8 protein-coding genes are annotated in these 20912 nt (G+C 39.9%); 7 read left to right on the top strand and 1 reads right to left on the bottom strand.

The window, feature by feature from the left end:
* Position 1: 1 nt before the first annotated feature.
* The 6 genes from FFJ24_RS18285 to FFJ24_RS18260 all read left to right on the top strand — a co-directional run bounded on the left by FFJ24_RS18285 (position 2) and on the right by FFJ24_RS18260 (position 4222).
* The gene (locus tag FFJ24_RS18285; RefSeq protein WP_138818592.1) at positions 2-895 is read left to right on the top strand and encodes a putative zinc-binding metallopeptidase; all 894 of its coding nucleotides are present in this window, start codon (positions 2-4) and stop codon (positions 893-895) included.
* Between the two features lie 11 nt (positions 896-906).
* A complete protein-coding gene (locus FFJ24_RS18280; RefSeq protein ID WP_138818590.1) occupies positions 907-1710 on the top strand; it encodes a DUF4302 domain-containing protein in 804 nt (267 codons plus the stop codon).
* A gap of 103 nt (positions 1711-1813) precedes the next feature.
* Complete coding sequence (locus tag FFJ24_RS18275) at positions 1814-2086, top strand: hypothetical protein (protein WP_138818588.1); 273 nt, start codon at positions 1814-1816, stop codon at positions 2084-2086.
* Positions 2087-2090: 4 nt separating this feature from the next.
* Positions 2091-2489 (top strand): DUF983 domain-containing protein, encoded by a 399-nt coding sequence (locus FFJ24_RS26165; RefSeq protein ID WP_168202505.1) that lies wholly within the window; start codon positions 2091-2093, stop codon positions 2487-2489.
* Between the two features lie 115 nt (positions 2490-2604).
* Positions 2605-3267 carry a DUF2461 domain-containing protein gene (locus FFJ24_RS18265; protein WP_138818586.1) on the top strand — a complete coding sequence of 221 codons (663 nt, stop codon included), beginning with the start codon at positions 2605-2607 and terminating at the stop codon, positions 3265-3267.
* A 115-nt stretch (positions 3268-3382) separates the two neighbouring features.
* Entirely contained in the window at positions 3383-4222 is an 840-nt protein-coding gene (locus tag FFJ24_RS18260; protein WP_138818584.1) for an OmpA family protein, read from the top strand.
* 372 nt (positions 4223-4594) lie between these two features.
* On the opposite strand, the gene FFJ24_RS18255 is transcribed toward FFJ24_RS18260, so the two are convergent.
* On the bottom strand, positions 4595-7186 hold the full coding sequence (locus FFJ24_RS18255) for a tol-pal system YbgF family protein (RefSeq protein WP_138818582.1): 2592 nt from the start codon (positions 7184-7186) through the stop codon (positions 4595-4597).
* A gap of 241 nt (positions 7187-7427) precedes the next feature.
* On the opposite strand from FFJ24_RS18255, the gene FFJ24_RS18250 reads away from it, so the two are divergent.
* Entirely contained in the window at positions 7428-20888 is a 13461-nt protein-coding gene (locus FFJ24_RS18250) for a putative Ig domain-containing protein (protein WP_168202504.1), read from the top strand.
* Positions 20889-20912: the final 24 nt, after the last annotated feature.

Here is a 20912-nt window from a genome sequence, read left to right as displayed (position 1 = left end):
CATGAAATTTTCAAAATTTTATTTAGTTCTATTTGCAAGCGCTTTAGTGATGAGTGCATGTAAAAAAGAAAAGTTGGACTCAAACAGTGTATTTGTTGATTCAACCATAGAGAAAAATCCATTAGATAACTATATCTATTCTAATTTTATATTAAATTATAATGTTGACATTTTATATAAATATGTGGATAAGGAGTCTGATTTAAACTATAATTTAATTCCTGCGAGTTATACCAGTTCAATACGTTTAACCAAATTGTTCAAATATCTGGGCTTCGAACCTTACGATGATGTAACCGGTAGTAAAGCTTTTATTAAGAGGTATTTTCCAAAACTTATTAATTTTATAGGAGAAGCAGCTTATAGGAACAACGGTACAAGGGTATTGGGTACCGCAGAAGGCGCCAGAAAAATAACCCTTTACGAAGTAAACAGGTTAACTGCAACTACGGGTGTTAATGCAGACTTTTTAACAGATAGTTATTTTCATACCATACATCATGAGTTTCAGCATATTCTAAACCAAACCACAGAATTCCCTACAAGTTTCAGAACAATTTCAGGAACAGGATATGTTGATGATGTTTGGAATACAACCTACACTTCAACAGGTGCGGCAGTAGCAGCTGGTTTCATTTCTCCTTACGCAAGTAGTTCTGATAAAGAGGATTTTGCTGAACTTTACTCTTTTTATATCACTTTATCAGCTACACAATTTAATGCATTGTTAAATTCTAACGGAAGCACAGCTGCAGGAAGAACAATCATCAATAATAAACTTGTAGTTGTAAAAAATTATATGTTAAGCGTATGGAACATTGATATGGATGTACTAAGAGCAAATATTGTAAACAGGAAAGCTAACTTAGGCACTTTTGATCAAACATCATTATAATCTATTATATTATGAAAAGAAATTATTATTTATTATTAGTAATATCATGCCTGCTCTTTGCCGCCTGCGACAAGAAGAAAGACCGGGTATTTGAAGAAAGTCCAACACAGCGACTAAACACTGCCGTTACCAATGCACAAACCATTCTGAAAAGTAAACCTAATGGCTGGATTATGCAATACTACCCTGGTGATGATGCTCAATATGGTGGTTTCAACTTTTTTGTGAATTTTACATCAAACGCCAATGTAAATGTTCAGGCAGATTATATAGCTACAAATGAAACCAGTACTTATAAAGTTTATCCTGGTGCCGGGCCAATACTAACGTTTGATACTTACAATTCTATTTTCGCCTTTTTTGCGGCTCCTGGCGCAATTTCTGGTGCTATTAACTATGATGTTGGCTATGGTGGCGATATTGAGTTTTTGGTAATGAAAGCTACAGCCGATTCTGTAATTTTAAAAAGCAGAAAAAGAGGTAATAATATTATCATGGTGCCAATGCCGGCCAATCCGGCTACAGTGATCTCAAATTATAGGGATGCACTTGATCATTATTATAGCTTTGACTCATTTAGATTTGAAACTGCAACGGGCCAGGTGCCGCTATCCTATGGAGCTGGTAATAATTTGGAATCGCTTACTGATAATTATTCGTTAAGGGTGACTGAAACAGGTGTCGACTTTTATAAAGAATATGAAGTGAATGGTATTAAATTTAAACTGTTAACCTTTAAGCCAGCAACGGCTGCTTATCCTGATGGTTACTATGAAAACGCCGCAGGAACGATAAAACTTGTTCCAATAAGTTAAAAAATGCTATAACCTCTCATAAAAACCTCACCCTCAAAAGTGAGGTTTTTTTATGACATAATTTTTAAACCTCCACATCCGTTTATTCCTATATTTGTAAACGATGAAGAAGAAAGCAATTTTTATCCTGTTTGTTTTGGTATTTACCTTTGTGGTAAGCCCCAATGTTAATGCACAATGTTCAATGTGTACCATTAATGCTGAACAAGGTGTTAAAAACGGAAATACACAAACTGCAGGCTTGAATACAGGTGTGTTGTATCTTTTATCTCTTCCCTATTTAATGGCTGTTATTGTTGGTGTGGTTTGGTATAAAAAATACCGTAAAAGGAATATCCACCTTAATATGAAAAAGGAACCTTTTAATTTAAATTAAAAGTATGTCTGATCAAACTACTTCAAAACTTTACGCTATTGTACATTGTAAGTGTCCGCATTGCCGCAGGGGAGATATTTTTACAGGCAGTATGTATGGCTGGAACATTCAGCATACCAAAGAAATCTGTGGGCATTGTGCACAACGGATAGAGATTGAACCGGGTTACTTTTATGCAGCGATGTATGTAAGTTATGCGATGAATGTAATCGAAATGCTCTTTGCTAGTTTCATTACCTATTTGATTTTCGGCCCACTTACAGATGAAACATTCTGGCCTTATCTGATTGTTATTTTTGCAGGTTGTTTTATCCTGTATCCGTTTAACTATCGCTATTCGAGAATTATACTGCTCCATGTTTTATCGCCGAACATTAAATATAAGCCATATTACGATAAGTAAGTCGGGAGTCTGAAGTCAAGAGGTATAGGTTGACTGTTGAAACAGTTTGATGGGCATTTGACCTGTTGACCATGAACTATCAACCATTTTAAATATAATCTTTCAATTTTTAGCAATGTTAAAAAAAGAAACCCTAAACTTTATAAAAGACGTTGCGGAAAATAACAACCGCGAATGGTTTGCTGCCAATAAAGGTGTTTACGAAACAGCAAAAGCAGATGTACTGGCGTTGGTAACCGCACTTATCCCCGAACTGGCCAAGGCAGATCCATTACTTTCGGCAGAGGCAGATCCTAAAAAGAGTCTTTTGCGCATTTACCGTGATGTTCGCTTCAGTAAAAATAAAGATCCCTATAAAAACAACTTTGGTATCTGGTTTTCGGCCAAAAGCAAAGGAGGGAACGAACCGGGTTATTATCTGCATATCCAGCCTGGGAAAAGCTTTATTGCCGGCGGATACTGGATGCCTGATGCGCCGCACTTAAAACTGATCAGGCAGGAGATAGATTATAATATAGGCGATTTTAAAGAAATTATCAACGGGAAGGATTTTAAGAAAAACTTTAAACTTGGTTTTGATAATGCACTAAAAAATGCACCTAAAGGTTATGATCCGGCAGATCCAAACATCGAATTTTTAAAGCTTAAAAGCTTCGAGGCCACCACAAAAATTGATGATGAAGAATTTTTACAGCCAAACCTCGTTAATAAGTTGATAAGTTCTTTTAAAACAGTACAGCCATTAGTTGCATTTTTACGAAACGCAATAGAACAATAATCAATGACCAATTAACAATAATCAATTTTCAAACAGAATACCCTCTTGATACTTGCTACTAAATACTTGCTATTGAACACTCCAACCCTAATACTAAACTCTTGAAACTTTAAACATGAAAAATATCTTTGTTGCCTTTGCTGTTCTCCTCTTTTTTTCTTCCTTAACTTCATGTGTGGTATTATCTCCAAAAAAGTATAAAGCTTTATTGGGAACCAAAGACTCACTTTATACCGCATTTAATGAAGGTTTAATTAAAATAGAAAATCTTGAAAAAGAAGTAGCAAAGTTGAAAAAAGATACGACTTTAATGGCTGAAGAGCTTCGCGATTTGCAAAGTAATTACAATACCATTGATGCAAACTATAAGAAACTTAAAAACAATTCTTCAAGTGAGATTACCAAGCTATCGGGCGATTTAGCTGCCCGCGAGAAACGTTTAAAGGAAGTGGAAGAGGTGTTGCGCAAACGTGATGAAGCCACCAACTCACTCAAAGAAAAACTACAGCAGGCCCTATTGGGCTTTACCAAAAGCGGTTTAACTGTCGAAATTAAAAATGGTAAGGTGTATGTTTCTTTAACCGATAAACTCTTATTCCCCTCAGGAAGTATCATCATTGATGAAAAAGGTAAACAGGCTTTAACGCAATTGGCTAATGTATTAAAACAGCAGCCTGAAATTAACATTGCAGTGGAGGGCCATACCGATAATCAGAAAATAAATAATCTGGGGCAGATTAAAGATAACTGGGATTTAAGTGTGCTGAGGGCCACTTCTGTTGTACGCTATTTAACAGAGAACGAAAAGGTAGAAAGTGTAAGGATGACGGCTACTGGTAAAGGTGAATTTCAGCCCTTGGGTACAAACGCAAATGCAGATGGGAGAAGCAAAAACAGAAGGATAGAGATCGTGCTTTCTCCAAAACTGGATGAACTTTACAATTTGATTAAATGAGAACCTCTTTAAATAACCATGTTTTTATGATCAGGAAATGAAGGTGTAGTAGTTCCTGGCATTTTGCAGTCCCGCTATTCACTTCTATTTTTTTTGTGCCACAGCATATTAAGGGTTGCTGCAACAAAAAGTATTTTCGCTGCTGTCAGATTTAGGCACAAGGGTTTGTACACCCTAAAGCCTCAAAAATGAAAAAACTGTTTTAGCGCCTTTAGCCCAGGTTGTATCTTGCAGCAACGAGTTAGGGGAAGCGAAGCGTAAACGCAAAAAACGGGAAGAAACTCAGTGTTTTGTACAAGGCTTGCGCTCCAAACCCGAAAATTTTTTTATTAAGAAATGAGAGGCTTGTGTTTTTTGGAGAAGAAGGCCTCTTTATAGGTTTTGGTGCTTGCGATAAGATTTTAAAATCTTAAATGTATGTTCGAACTCATGACTGCTTAGGTTAGAATAATCTGGCATAGAGAGTTTATGAGCCGTTAAAAAGTTTAACAGTTCTTTAATAACGCTTGATACCTCTTCTGATTCTTCGGTATGTTTTAGGGTATCGATCTTACTTAATAGTAAGGTTATTTCTAACATCTTAAAATTATTCTTTCTGGTAATATCCAAACCAATATTAGTTTCTATAAGTGCTTGTTCGTAATGATGCGTGGCGTTGTAAAAGTTGGCTTTAAAAACATTAAAGCTGGCCAATATAAAATTTGTATGATAGGTATAATCGCTGCTGATGATTTTATCTACGAATTGCATAATGCGCTGCGCTTTTTTAAAATAGTTGAGTTTGATGTAGGTTTGCCCTAAATGAAGCAATAAAAAAGGAGAAAATACCGAATGCCTTACGTAAAAAATATTGGGATATTTACTCAGTATGGCCATAATAAAACGGTGGCATTCTGCATAATTTTTCTGAGAAAATAAGGCAATCAATACCAGTCGGTAGGTGAGTATTTCGGCAGAGGTAATCTCTTCGTTTCTCATTGGTTTACTTTGATCTATCTCCTGGCAAAGTTTTATAATTTTTTCTTCAAGGCTTTTGCTCTCGTTAGGTTTATTAATCAGGTTATTATAAAAATAAAGGATTAAATCATAAGGGTTAATTGGAAACAATTCGTTTAATCTCTTATAATTTCTCTTTAACAGCTGCATGGTATTGGCTAAAGCTATTTTATCTACATCAATAAGATTAACGTTGCATTCTATTACATGCAGCATAATCTGGATGTCTTCATTCAGTACATTTTCCGATATGGTTTTGATCGTTTCTTTGTAGAGGTTGCTCATGGTTCGTCCTGTAGCCATAATGTCTATAAAATCGATACCAATGCTCAGCTTGTTGAAGTTCGAATTGGGTTTGCTAAGTTCGTATTTCGATACATAACAAATAAAATCAAGAGCACTGTTTTTTTCATAGTTTGAAAATGGCAACCTGAAAATATTTTTTAAAGCAGCAATTTCGTTACGGTTAATAGAAAATCTGATCGACCAGTTAAGGATATGATCTCTCTGGGAGTTTTGACCAGGGAAACTGTTTAGGATGTGCTCGAAAAATGGTTTACTTGGTTTATATTCAAATTTATCGGTAATCTGTATAAATAGGAAATAGGTATAAATATCATCGTTTAAAAAGCGGACAATTTCTGTTGGAATGGTGGTACTTAACCTTTTTTCCTCGATGATAATCCCAGCATTTATAAGTTCTTCGTATGCATCGGGATAACAATTGATGTAACTCAGAATTTTTTCTTTAGAAACCCTTAATTTCTTATTTCCTTCTGAAATGGAATCGCTTATTTTTTTGAGAAGAAATATTTTTTCGGTGCTTTTTTTGGCCATAAATACGCGCCTCTCTAAAAAATAACTAATTAATTCATAACATAACAAGGGGTTATTCAGCTCAATGTGCTGGTGCTCATCTTTGAGCTTGAAATAAACCTGTAACCAGAATGGTGTTTTAAACTGTGTTAACAGGGACAAACTTACGTCTGCCCTGTTGATAATTCTATTTTCTATATGGCTTAAGGTATAGAGTACCTCCTCAGCATTTAACGATGGTACATTACTTAGGGTTTCCTCATCATAAAATAAGCCCATATACCAGGCTTTAGTTAAAGATGCAGAACCATAAATGGCCGGCTGAAGATTAATCCAGCTGTCAGTTCGCAATCCAAATATGAGTTTAACAAAATTGTTTTCTTCTATGCTGTATAAGAAGTCGATAAATGTTTTAAAATAATGACTTCTGGCTAAATGTCCATCAATACCATCAACGATAATAATAAAACGGCCATCTCTCTTTTCGGGATTTTTTTTGAAAAAACTGATTAACTCACTAAGGCTTCCAAATTTAAATTCCTTTAAAAACCACTCCTGTAAGGTATCTCCACTTTGGATAATAGTATTGATACTGGTAGAGTTAACCAATAAAACAATGTCGTTTTTATAAAGGGCATTTTCTGAAAAGAAAAAATACTCTACCATGTGTGCAAGCAGTATCGATTTCCCCTGACCTGGTTGGGCACTTACGGTTGTAAACTGGTAATTGTTTTTGAAGAAATAATCAAAGTCAGGATACAAAAAACTTCTGTTCGCAGTAGCATTAAATGGAACACCTGAATTATTTTTTTTAGCGATTAACGATACTTCTGTAATGGCATGTGCTTTTAACTTTAAATCCTGCCAGATACTTTGAACGGAGGTAGTTTGATTTTTCTTATCTGTACAAAATGAGTCCCAATCGTTATAGCCTATATATTGCGAAAGGCTATTTAAAGTAAATAGGGAGAATTTATGTAATGTGTTTGCAAAGCCAAAGAATCGTTTGATCGTCGTTTCACTTACGTAGTTTTTGGTTTCCTGATATACGTATTCAGAAATAATCTTACAGTGAGCTGGGTCGATATTTCTCAAACCAGATTTTAAAAGGACAAACTTCCGGAGTTCGATAAGGAGGTCGTTAGCGTTCATTAATTATATGGGATGACTTATTGCTAATGTCATCATAATTTCACAATTGAAGAAATCTATTCGTTAAGAAAGCCCTGTATGAATAAAATGAATGAAATGCAACAAGATAAAAATGAATAGTAATGGATAGAATAGGTACCTATTCTAGATTTAGATTTGTCATAGTAATATAATGCCCCTTGAAAAACATTACCAAACTGTAGTATTAGTACATAGTAAGTCTTCCAAAATAACGCCTGACATGATGAAAACCCGTACTTTCTCATCCCGAATAGGGATAATCCGCAATACTTGTGTTGCAGTCATCGTTCTATTAACGCTCTTCTCTGCCAAATCGTATGCACAAACTAAAATTTTTGCAAATACTGTATCTGCTCAGAGCAGAGTGGATAATGCATTAAATGCAACTTTAAACGACAACACGTTTGCTTCAGTTAATTCTTATGGCGGAATAGCTATTGGTATTGGCGCTTATAGTGGCGAGCTGGAATTAAAATATCCGGCTGCTGTAGCTGCGGGAATAACATCTTATATCAGAATAGATTTTGATGGCGATGTACTGAACAGGTTATTAGGGGGGAGTTTGGGTACCTTACTGGCTAATGTAGGCGGAACAGTAGTTCTTGGAAACCATTCATTCCAGGTGGGGGCCAGAAACGGTGCTTCTGCAGTTCCCCCAAACGGCGGTAACAGTATTAATGGATTTTCTTCAGATAATCTGCGTTTAGTAAAAGATGCAAATGGTTTCTTTTATATCGCAATAACCCCTACACAGGCTTATGATAGGGTATTTATAAAAGATGTAACCAATGCACTTTTGGTTTCAGTAGCCAATAGTACAAAGGTTTATTATTCTTTTTATACTTCAGGTACTGATCCTTGTGCACAGGCATTTGCTACAGGTTATGAAGGAACCGGTATTACACTTGATGCTTTACAGCTGGGCAGTTCTGGTGTAACAAATAGTGAAAGGGCAATAGATTCAGATCCAAATAATTTTTCTCAACTTAGTTTAGGGGTACTTGGTGTGGGATCATCCATTAGCCAAAATTTCTATTTTGCAACAGCATCAAATCCAGGTGATGATATTAACCTGCGACTTAGTGCTTCCCCTGCATTATTAACGGCAGGGCTTTTACAAAACATTTCTATAACTGCATATAATGGTGCTACCCAGGTTTACACTGGTTCAGCGTCAAGTTTATTAAATCTAGACTTATTAGGTTTACTGAATAGTGGACAGCCAGTATCGATACCTTTTTCTCCAGGTGCAAATGTAGTGTACGACAGAGTGAAGGTTACACTGGGATCTGTACTTGCGCTAAACCTTACTCAAACCATCAATGTTTATGGCGTAATTCGCTCTGCAGGCAGGCCTACGCCAGCAAGTACAGCAATTGATGCATGTTATAATTCTACAGTTGCTTTAAACGCTACTACTCCAAACACCAACGAATTAAGATGGTATGAAGCAATAGAAGGAGGAACAGCATTACAAACAGTTGCTTTTAATGGTACCTTTACTACACCAGTATTAACAGCTACTAAAACTTATTATGTTGCTGCCAGAAGAGTTGGCTGTACGGCCGAATCGGCAAGAATACCTGTTGTAATTACAGTAAATCCACAGATTGTTTTTAATGGGGCGACATTACCAAATGCCACGCCAGGTTTTGCCTACGCCAAACAATTAGATATAGCTACAGGCGGAACAGCTGGATATACTTATGCTTTGGCTGCAGGAAATACATTGCCAGCAGGATTAAGTTTATCATCAGCCGGTGCAATTACCGGAACACCTACTGTTGCTAATACTTACACTTTTTCTGTAGTTGCAACTGATGCAAAAGGCTGTAAAGCAACTGCAACTTATAATTTAACGGTTACTGCAGCATTGATACTTACACCAGGTGCATTGCCTGATGGTTTAACCGGAACTGTTTATCCAACACAGACTATACCAGTTGCTACTGGTGGAACAGGACCGTATACCTATACTGCAACAGGTGTTCCTCCGGGCTTAACTTTTAATCCAACAACAAGAGAAATTACCGGCACACCAACCCAACCTGGAATATATACGATACCAGTTACGGTTGTTGATGCAAACGGTAATACCATTACTTCCAACTATACCGTAAAAATTACTGATCCTTTATTGTTACCTACAGCAACATTAGCTGATGGCACTACAGGAACGGTTTATACTACACAGATTATTCCGGGTGCAACCGGAGGAACTACACCTTATACTTATTCGGCAACAGGTCTTCCTCCAGGTTTAACTTTTAATCCATCTACCAGAGCCATTACAGGTACACCAACAACTATAGGTACTTATACCATACCAGTTACTGTAACAGACGCTGATGGAAAAACAGTAAGCACTAATTATAGCATTACGATAAATAACCCATTGGTTTTATCTGCGGCAACCTTGCCAGATGGAACTGAAGGAACAGTTTATGCTACACAAACTTTACCAGCTGCAACTGGTGGTGTTGGTCCTTATTCTTATGTAGCTACCGGTGTTCCTGCGGGATTATCATTTAATCCTGCTACAAGAGAAATTACTGGTACGCCAACACAGGCAGGTAATTATACAATTGGTTTAACTGTAACCGATAGCCAGGGTAAAACAGCCAGCAATAATTACCCAATTAAAGTAAATGGTACCTTAACTTTACCAACAAAAACTTTACCCAATGGTATTGTGGGTAATTCTTATCTGCCACAAACTTTACCAGCGGTAACCGGCGGTGTTGGTCCATATACTTATGCGGCAACTGGTCTTCCTCCGGGATTATCGTTTAACCCAATTACGAGAGAAATTACCGGAACACCAACTCAAGGTGGTAATTATACTATTTCTGTAACGGCTACCGATGCAAACAATAATAAAGCTACTACTACTTATGCATTAGCTGTAACAGTAAATGATCCGGTTGTAGCTTCTGCAACAGTTTGTGCTGGAAACACGGCTACTTTAACTGTAAGCAATCTTCAAACTGGCGTAACGTATAACTGGTATGCCTCTACTGGAAGTACCCCATTAGTAACTGGCAATAACGGTACTTTTGTAACGCCTGCAGTAAGTTCGGCAACTGTATTCTATGTAGAAGCCGTTTCCGGAACAGCAGTCAGTTCGAGGACATCGGTTACGGTTTCAGTTAACCCACCGGCAACTTTAGCCACAGTTACCACTAATAACCAGGTTATCAATTCCGGACAAACGACAACTTTAACCGCGATTGCTGATGCTGGAAATACCATTGCCTGGTTTGATGCTCCATCAGCAGGAACACAGGTTGGAACAGGAACTTCGTTCACTACACCAGCTTTAACTGCAACCAAAACTTATTATATAGAAACCACAAGTAGTAATGGCTGTAAAAGTGCAAGCCGCGTTCCGGTAACTGTAACTGTAATTAATGGTGGAGGCGCAACAGCTTGCAACGCGGCAAATAGTCAGAATACTGGTATTAATGGCATCTGTTTATTATGCGCTATAAATGGTGCAGGTAACTCCACTGATGCTAATACAAACAACTTCACCAGAATTTCTCTTGCGGTAGGTGTTACAGCAACAGGTTATCAACAATTAATTTTCCCATCTTCAGGTGTTGCTACAGATAGCATCCGTTTAGATCTGGCTTTACCAACTGGTTTAGCCGATGTTGGTCTTTTAAATAATGTAACCGTTACGGTATTAAATGGTAATACGGTTGTAAGAACAGTACAATTAAACGGTGCATTATTAAGTCTTCAACTTTTATCAGGCAATCGTTTTGCAGCAACTGTTTTAGCTGGTGGCGTTTATGACAGGGTTCAGGTAAGCTTTGGTGCACTGGTTTCCGCTTTAACCAGCTTAGATATTTATGGAGCAAGTGTAGTTTATCCTAACCCAACATTTATTGCCGGCACGCAATCTATCTGTTCAGGCAGCACTGCAACATTAAGTGCAACTGCGAATGGTGGTACTACTTTAGCCTGGTTTGATGCGCCGACAGGTGGGAACCAGGTGGGTACCGGAGCAAACTTTACTACTCCTGCATTAACAACAAACACTACTTATTATGTTCAGGTAACTAAAGGAACTTGTTCAAATACAACAAGGGTTCCGGTGGTTATTACCGTTAATCCTGCAATTGTATTTGCAGGATTAACTTTAAACAATGCAACAATTGCCTCTCCATACAGTAAGCAACTTCCTGTAGCTTCTGGCGGAACACCAGGTTATACTTATACCTTAGCTGCAGGTAGTACCTTACCAGCTGGTTTAACTTTATCATCAAGTGGCCTGGTTAGTGGAACACCAACTGCAACTGGTAATCCAACATTCGATGTAGTAGCAACTGATACAAAAGGTTGTAGTACAACAGCAACATTTACTTTAGCTGTAACACCAGCATTGGCCTTGGCTCCTGGAGCATTACCAAACGGCGTAACAGGCACAACCTATACTACAAATGGAATTCCGGCTGCAACAGGCGGAACAGGCCCTTACACTTATTCGGCTACTGGTCTTCCTCCGGGATTAACCTTTAACCCGGCAACAAGAGAAATTACTGGTACACCAACGCAGATTGGGACCTATACTATACCGGTTACGGTAACTGATGCCAATGGCAATACCATTACCGCTAACTATACGCTTAAAGTAACCGATCCTTTGGTTTTACCGGCAGCAACTTTGGCTAATGGAACAACCGGAACAGTTTATCCTACGCAAACTATTCCTTCTGCCACTGGCGGATCAACTCCTTATACTTATGCTGCAACCGGTCTTCCTCCGGGATTAACCTTCGATCCGGCTACAAGAGAAATTAAAGGAACCCCTACACAGTCAGGAACTTTCACGGTGCCGGTAACGGTTACCGATGCTGATGGAAAAACAGCAACCAATAATTATACTATTACAGTGGTTAATCCTTTGTTGTTACCAGCAGCTACTTTGCCTGATGGAACAGAAGGAACAGTTTATGCCACGCAAACCCTGCCATCGGCAACCGGAGGCGTTGGCCCATATACTTATGTAGCAAGCTATGTTCCAGCAGGGTTAACGTTTAATCCAGCAACGAGAGAAGTTTCTGGAACGCCTACACAGGCCGGAAATTATTCGATTGGTGTTACCGCTACGGATAGTGAGGGCAGAACAGCAAGTAACACTTATGCAATTAAAATAATAGGTGTATTAACATTACCAGGTGCTACTTTACCAAACGGTATTGTAGGTGCATCTTACCCAACGCAAACTTTGCCAGCGGTAACTGGCGGAACAGCACCATATACTTATTTGGCAAGTGGTCTTCCTCCTGGATTAAACTTTAATACCACAACAAGAGAAATTACAGGAACGCCATTATTGGGTGGAACTTTCACTATTTCGTTAACCGCAACAGATGCAAACGGAAATAAAGCAACAACAGCTTATAGTTTAACAGTAACTGTTAATGCTCCGGTGGTTGCAGCAGCAACAGTATGTGCCGGTAGCCCTGCCAGTTTAAGCGTAAGCAACCTGCAGGCAGGTGTAACTTATAACTGGTACGCTTCTACCGGAAATACACCATTGGTTACCAATAATACAGGTGTGTTTGTAACACCAGCGATAACTGGTCCAACTGTTTATTATGTAGAAGCAGTATCCGGAACTGCAGTGAGTGCTAGAACTGCTGTAAATGTTTCAGTTAATCCTCCGGCAACTCCAGCAACTGTTACAACAAACAGCCAGGTAATTAACGCGGGTCAGTCTACAACTTTATTGGCTACAGCAGATGCAGGTAACACCATTCAATGGTACGATGCTGCAACCGCTGGTACACAGGTAGGTGCAGGTACTTCATTTACTACCCCGATACTTACTGCAACCACTACTTATTATGTAGAAACAACCAATGCAAATGGCTGTAAAAGTGCAAGCCGTGTACCGGTAACTGTAACCGTATTAAATAACAATGGCGGTACTGCCTGTAACGCTGCAAATTCGCAAAATTCTGGTATAAACGGAATCTGTTTATTATGCGGTATAACTGGTGCAGGAAATTCTACTGATGCTGATCCTGCTAATTTTACCAGAATATCTCTTGCAGTAGGTGTGGGTGCTTCGGGTTACCAGCAATTGATTTTCCCTTCAGTTGGATCAGCTACCGATAGTATCCGTTTAGATTTAGCTTTACCAGGTGGCTTATTGGATTTAACCGCATTGGGTAATGTTACTGTAAATGTATTAAACGGTACTACGGTTGTTAGGACAGTTCAGTTAAACTCATCATTATTAAATCTTCAATTGCTTTCAGGTAACCGTTTCGCTGCAACAGTAGCAGCTGGTGGTGCTTACGATAGGGTACAGGTTAGTTTCGGTGCATTAGCTACCGTTCTAACCAGCTTAGATGTTTATGGTGCAACTGTAATTTATCCTGGTCCAACAGTTACAGCAGGTGCGCAGACAATATGTGCCGGCAGTACTGCAACTTTAACCGCAACTGCAAACGGCGGTACAACATTAGCCTGGTACGATGCAGCAACCGGTGGCACACAATTAGCCACTGGCGAAACATTTACTACACCAGCATTAACTGCTACTACAACTTATTATATACAGGTTAGCAAAGCAGGTTGTCCAAACACAACAAGAGTTCCGGTAACTGTAACCGTTACACCAGCATTACCAACTCCGGTATTGGCAACAATTGCTAATGTTTGTGAAGGCTCTTCAGTAACTTTATCTGTTGCTAATCCTGATCCGGCAGTAACTTACAAATGGTACGATGCTGCAACAGCAGGTAATTTGGTGTTTACCGGTTCAGTATTCCAAACTCCGGCACTGGCAGCTGCAACTACCTATTATGTAGAAGCATCACAAGGAAACTGTACAAGTGCTGCACGTGCAGCAGCTGCGGTATCGGTTAATCCTCGTCCGGCTTTACCTGTAGTAACTGCAAGCTCATCAACTGTGAGCGCAGGTCAGACAGCAATTTTAACAGCAACTTCTGCTGATCCAACCAATACTTTCAACTGGTATACTTCTAACACTTCAACTACGCCGGTTTATGTTGGCGCTACTTATGTTACACCTCCGCTGTTGGCTACTACAACTTATTATGTAGAATCAGTCTCTACCAATGGTTGTACTTCGGCAAACCGCGTTCAGGTGACCATTACTGTTGATGGTAACGGATCGCCAAATCCTGTCCCTTGCGAGGCAGCAATCACACAGGTTAACGGCGTTACTGGTGTAGCCTTGTTATCAGGTGTGTTTAACCCAGCCTTAGCTATTGATAATGATACCCAGACTGCATCTTCATTGGTCATGCCAGTTGGAGCGCTTGGGGCATCAGTTTATCAAAGAGTTGGTTTTGGGTCACTATCTACTGTAGGTGATACCGTACGTGTATTGGTATCATCTCCAGGGAAACTATTGTCGCTTTCATTATTAGGTAATGCGGCCATCACCACTTATGTTGGAACAAACAGCAATGGTGATTCGCAATTATTAAACAATAATTTATTAGATGTTCAGTTGTTAAGCGGTAATACACAGGCCTTAATCACTTTTGTTCCAACCAATGTTTTTGATGGGGTAGAAGTAAGATTGAACTCAGGTGTATTGGGTGCATTAACTTCGATCAACTTAAATTACGCACAACGTATTTTGGTTGCGCCAACAGTAACGGCTGCTAATGTAACCGCTTGTGTGGGCTCAACTGCTCAATTGCAGGTGAATAATCCGTCGGCGGGTTTAACCTACAGGTGGTACGATGCTACCGGTACTTACCTAAGCGGTAAAGACGGTATTATCTTTACTACCCCTGTTTTAACTGGCGATACTAAATTCTACGTAGCGGCAGTTTCTGCAACAGGCTGTGTAAGTTACAAAACAGTAGTAAACGTTACTACGAATCCTGCTCCGGTAACACCTGATCTACTTTCGGCCTCGGTTAATACCTGCCCTAATACATCTGTTACCTTTCAGGTTAAAAACCCTGTTGCAGGTACAACTTATAACTGGTACGATACTGCAACCTCAACAGCAGTTTTATTTACTGGTGATAACTTTACCACACCATTAATTACGGCAGACAGAAGTTACTTTGTAGCTGCAGTAAACAGCTGCGGTACTTCATCAGCAAGAACGGAGGGTAAAATTGTGCTTGGAACCATTGATGTTCCGGTAATCACACCGCCATCAATCACCATTAGTGAGGGTGCTGTTGCCGTATTAAAAGCAACTTCGGGTACAGCAGGAGCAACTATTAACTGGTATACTACTGCAAACGGAACAGTTCCGGTATATACTGGCGAAACGTATGTAACGCCTCAATTAAGCGCCACAACAACTTATTATGTTGAGGCGACAATTCCTGGTGGATGTACTGCAACCAGCAGGGCTACTGTAACTGTCACCGTAGTACCTAATGGTAATCCGGTAGTTACACCTTGCGGCGCAGCGACTACAACAGTGGCAAGCGGAGTAACAGGGGTAGCAGTATTGGCTGGCGTTTATAATCCAACATTTGCGGTTGATAACGACATCAATACAGGATCCAGCCTGGTTATTCCTGTTGGCTTATTAGGTGCATCTGTTTATCACCAGGTAGGTTTTACAGGTTTATCATATATAGGCGATACCTTAAGGGTGAAAATTACCACTCCAGGTACATTACTTTCAGCAGCAGTATTACCGAATTTAACGGTAACTACTTTCCAGGGTACAACCAGCAATAATGATGCGGTATCTGTATCCAACCCATTAATCAACTTACAATTATTATCAGGCGGAACATCTGCCATATTAACTTTCGTACCAACCAGCAGATTTGATGGCGTAGAATTGAGGTTAAACTCAGGACTCCTTGGTGCATTAACTTCTGTTAATTTAGATTACGCACAAAGGGTAATTACTACACCAACAGTTGCTTCTGCTACAGCAACTGCTTGTCAAGGTTCATCTGCAACATTAAGTGTGCAGAACCCACAGGCAGGTATAGTGTACAAATGGTACTTAGGCACAACTTATCAGGCAGGAAAAGATGGAACAACTTTCACAACTGATCCGGCCTTAACTGCGGGTATTTATACTTATTCGGTAACCGCAACAGCGAACGGTTGTGAGACTCCAGGTACCAAAGTAACGGTAACTGTATTGCCTCCGGCAGTAGCACCTGTTCCGTCAACGACCAATCCGGTGACAACTTGTATCGGTACATCTGCTACTTTGAGTGTACAGGCAGTGGCAGGCATTACTTACAACTGGTACGATGCGGCTACAGGCGGAAACATGTTGGTAACCAACAACAGCAGCTTTAACACACCAACAATACTTGCTGCAGGAACCTACAATTATTATGTAGAGGCCGTAAGTGGAGCAGCTTGTTCAAGTTCGACCCGTACCAGGATTTCAATAACGGTTAATCCATCGGCATTACCTACCGATTTAACGGTAACCGGAACAACTTCATTATGTGCTTCTGGCACAACAGTACTTACCGCAGCCAGCACAACTGTAATCAACCCGGTATTTACCTGGTACAGTGATGCGGCCTTAACACAGGTGGCTTCCGTTGGTGCGGTATTTACTACACCGGCTATTACCACAACAACTAAATACTATGTTACTGTAAGCGGAACAAATAAATGTGCTAATACAGCAGGTAATGCAAAAGAGGTTACCATTACGGTAAATCCGGTTGCAGGCCCATCTGATATCAATTTAGCCGGAACAAATACTGTTTGCGGTGGCGCTTCAGTTACTTTAAATGCAACAAGTACAACCGTAATCAATCCGATATTTACCTGGTACAGTGATGCAGCTTTAACCACCGTTGCATTTACAGGTGCTAACTTCACTACTCCGGTACTTACGGCAAACACCACTTATTATGTAACGGTTAAAGGTGATAATAAATGTGAGAATATAGCGGCTACTGCAAAATCGATTACCATTACAGTTAATCCTGCGGCCATTGATTCAGACCTTGCCATTAACGGAATTACATCAATCTGTAAAGGAGCTACAGCTGCCCTGTCAGCTTCAACAACAACAGTAATCAATCCTGTATTTACCTGGTACAGCAATGCTGCTTTAACTACAGTAGCTTATGTGGGTGCTAGCTTTACTACACCTGCACTTAATGCAAACACTACTTATTATGTAACTGTTAAAGGGGATAACAAATGTGAAAATTCACCAGCCAACGCTAGGGTAGTTACCGTAACCGTTAAGGATTTTGCTACCGCTACTGATATTGCAGTAAGCAATGCCCAAATCTGTTCGGGTTCTACCGTAATGTTGATGGCTTCGAGTACTACGGTAACTCAACCGGTATTTACTTGGTACAGCGATGCTTCTTTAACCAGCGTGGTATTTACTGGCCCAACCTTTACCGTAACTGGCTTAACCGCTACTACAACTTATTATGTAAGTGTTAAAGGAACTAATAAATGCGAAAATGCTGCAGCTGATGCTAAAGCAGTAACCGTAACGGTTAATCCATTGGCTACTACTACCGATATTATTCTGAACGGAAGCACAACAGCTTGCGCAGGTTCATCGGCAGTATTAAGTGCAACAAGTACAACCGTAACCAATCCGGCATTTACCTGGTATAGTGATGCCGCCTTAACCAATGTAAGTTTCATTGGTGCAACATTTACTACACCGCCATTAAATGCTACCACTACTTATTATGTAACCGTAAAAGGTGATAATAAATGTGAGAATGCACCTGGTACTGCAAGAGTAATTACCATCACTGTTAGTCCGGTGGCAACTGCTTCGGATATCACCGCAGCTGATGCAAGCATCTGCTCAGGATCGGGTACTAATTTGGTAGCAAGCACCACAACAGTAACCAACCCAACCTTTACCTGGTACAATGATGCTGCCTTAACTTCGGTAGCCTATGTGGGTGCCTCTTTTGTAACGCCAACATTAACTGTAACCACTAAATACTATGTTACGGTTAAAGGCGATAATAAATGTGAAAACTCAGGTATTACAGCTAAAGTAGTTACTGTTAACGTGAACCAGGCTGCAACAGCTGCAGATATTACCTTATCAACACCAAGCTTCGTATGTGGATCGGGCACGGCAGTAATCAATGCAAGTTCAACAACTGTAACTAACCCGGTATTTACCTGGTACAATGATGCTTCGTTAACCAGTGTGGCTTTTACCGGACCAATATTTACTACACCGGTATTAACCACTACCACTACTTATTATGTAACGGTTAAAGGAAACAATAAATGTGAAAACAGTGCCGCAAATGCAGCCACTGTTACCATTAAGGTTAACCCGATAGCAGTTGCAACCGATATTATAGTAAATGGTTCAACAAATATTTGCGGAGGATCTGCAGCAGTATTGACCGCTAGCAGCACAACAGTAACCAATCCGGTATTTACCTGGTACACTAACGCTACCTTAACTGATGTAGCTTTTGTTGGTGCAGTCTTTACTACACCAACATTAACCGCCAATACCACTTACTATGTAACGGTTAAAGGGGACAATAAGTGCGAAAACAGTGTAGCAACGGCTAAATCTATAAATGTTGTGGTTAACCCGGTAGCTTCGGCAACGGATGTTACCGCGGCTGACGCAAATATCTGCGCAGGCTCATCAGCAAGTTTGGCAGCCAGCACAACAACCGTAACCAATCCAGTATTTACCTGGTACAGCGACGCGGCCTTAACATCGCCGGTATTTACAGGTGCTACTTTCAATACGCCAGCATTAACGGCAACTACCAAGTATTACCTAACTGTAAAAGGTGATAACAGATGTGAAAGTTCTGCTGCAAATGCAAAATTGGTTACCGTTACGGTAAATGCAGGTGCAACAGCTGCTGATATTACCTTATCAACTCTGGCAATCGTATGTGGATCGGGTACATCAGTAATTAATGCCAGTTCAACAACAGTAACTAATCCGGTATTTACCTGGTACAACGATGCTTCGCTAACCAGTGTGGCTTTTACCGGACCTATATTTACTACACCGGTATTAAGCACTACCACTACTTATTATGTAACTGTTAAAGGAACCAATAAATGTGAAAATACTGCTGCTAATGCAGTAGCGGTAACCATCAAAGTTAATCCGGTTGCCACTGCAACAGATATTACAGTGAACGGTTCAACATCGGTTTGTGCAAATGCAACAGCAACATTAGCTGCAACCAGCACAACAGTTACCAACCCAATATTTACCTGGTACAGCGATGCTACTTTAAGTACAGTCGTGTTTACTGGTCCGGTATTTACTACCCCGGTATTAACTGCAAATACAACCTATTATGTAACCATTAAAGGCGATAACAGGTGCGAAAGTTCTGCAGCAACAGCAAGGGCAGTAGCCATTACGGTAAATGCATTGCCAAACAATCCTGTGGTATCCGCTCCGAATGGAGGTATCTGCGCAGGTGATGGTGTAACCTTAACCGTAACCAATGCACAGGCAGGTGTTACTTACGAATGGTACAACGCAGCGGTTGGTGGTAACTTATTATTTACCGGTACAAGTTACAATGTTAATGCGTTAGCCGCCACAACAGATTACTATATACTGGCAATCGGTACAGGCGGTTGTAACAACAATAGTGGGCGTGTTAAAGTAACGGTTACTGTTAACGCTAAACCAACAGTACCAACCGTGGCTTCGTCATCGGTAAGTGTTTGTGCAGGGAGCTCGGCTATATTAACAGTTACCAACCCTCAAGCAGGTGTAACATACGATTGGTACACCGCATCAGTAGGCGGAACGTTAGCCGGAACAGGTGTAAACTTTACAACACCTTCGGTTAATACGAACATCACTTACTATGTTGAAGGAGCAAATGGAGCTTGTATATCATCATCTAGAACAGCAGTTAATGTAACCGCGTTACCGGTACCAGTTGCGCCAGCATCAGTAACAGCAACAAATGGAACACTTTGCTCAGGAAGCTCAACTATATTAACCGTAAATAATCCGGTAACTGGATTAGTTTACAGATGGTACGCTGCAAGCTCAGGCGGAGCGGTATTGGCAGAAGGTATAACTTTTACCTCACCAAACTTAAGTGCTACTACAATTTACTATGTAGAAACGGTTGCAGCAGGTGGCTGTGTAAGTCCAACAAGAACAGGAGTTACAGTAAATGTACTGCCGGTATTAGATAAACCAGTTGTAGTTGTACAAACTACTACATCAAATAGTGTAACGTTTGCATGGGCTGCGGTTGCAGGTGCTACTGCATACCAGGTTTCATTAGACAATGGTTTAACATGGATCAATCCAACAAATGGGGCAACCGGAACAACTTATTTAGTATCAGGCCTGAAACCAGATCAAAGTGTAAGTATCCTGGTAAGGGCTAAAGGTCAGATCGAGTGCCAAGCCAGTCAAAACGGTTCAGCAACAGGCAAAGCAGCTAATCCTTTTGGAGATCAGGTTTATATACCAAATGCATTTACACCAAATAACGACGGTAAAAACGATATATTCTTAGTCTACGGTAATACCATATCAAGTGCGAAAATGAGTATTTACACTCAATGGGGTCAATTAATATTCCAATCAGACAATGTAGCAAACGGATGGGATGGAACTTTCAAAGGAGTAAATCAGCCGATCGGGGTTTATGTGTACATGGTTGATATTACCTTCAATAATGGAACAACATCATTGAGAAAAGGTACAGTAACACTGATTAGATAAGAAGAGGATTAACAATAAACAGAT

Source organism: Pedobacter sp. KBS0701 (assembly GCF_005938645.2).
Lineage (GTDB): Bacteria > Bacteroidota > Bacteroidia > Sphingobacteriales > Sphingobacteriaceae > Pedobacter.
The sequence above is the reverse complement of the archived record's forward strand: the minus strand, read 5'-3'. Positions and strand labels throughout refer to the sequence as shown.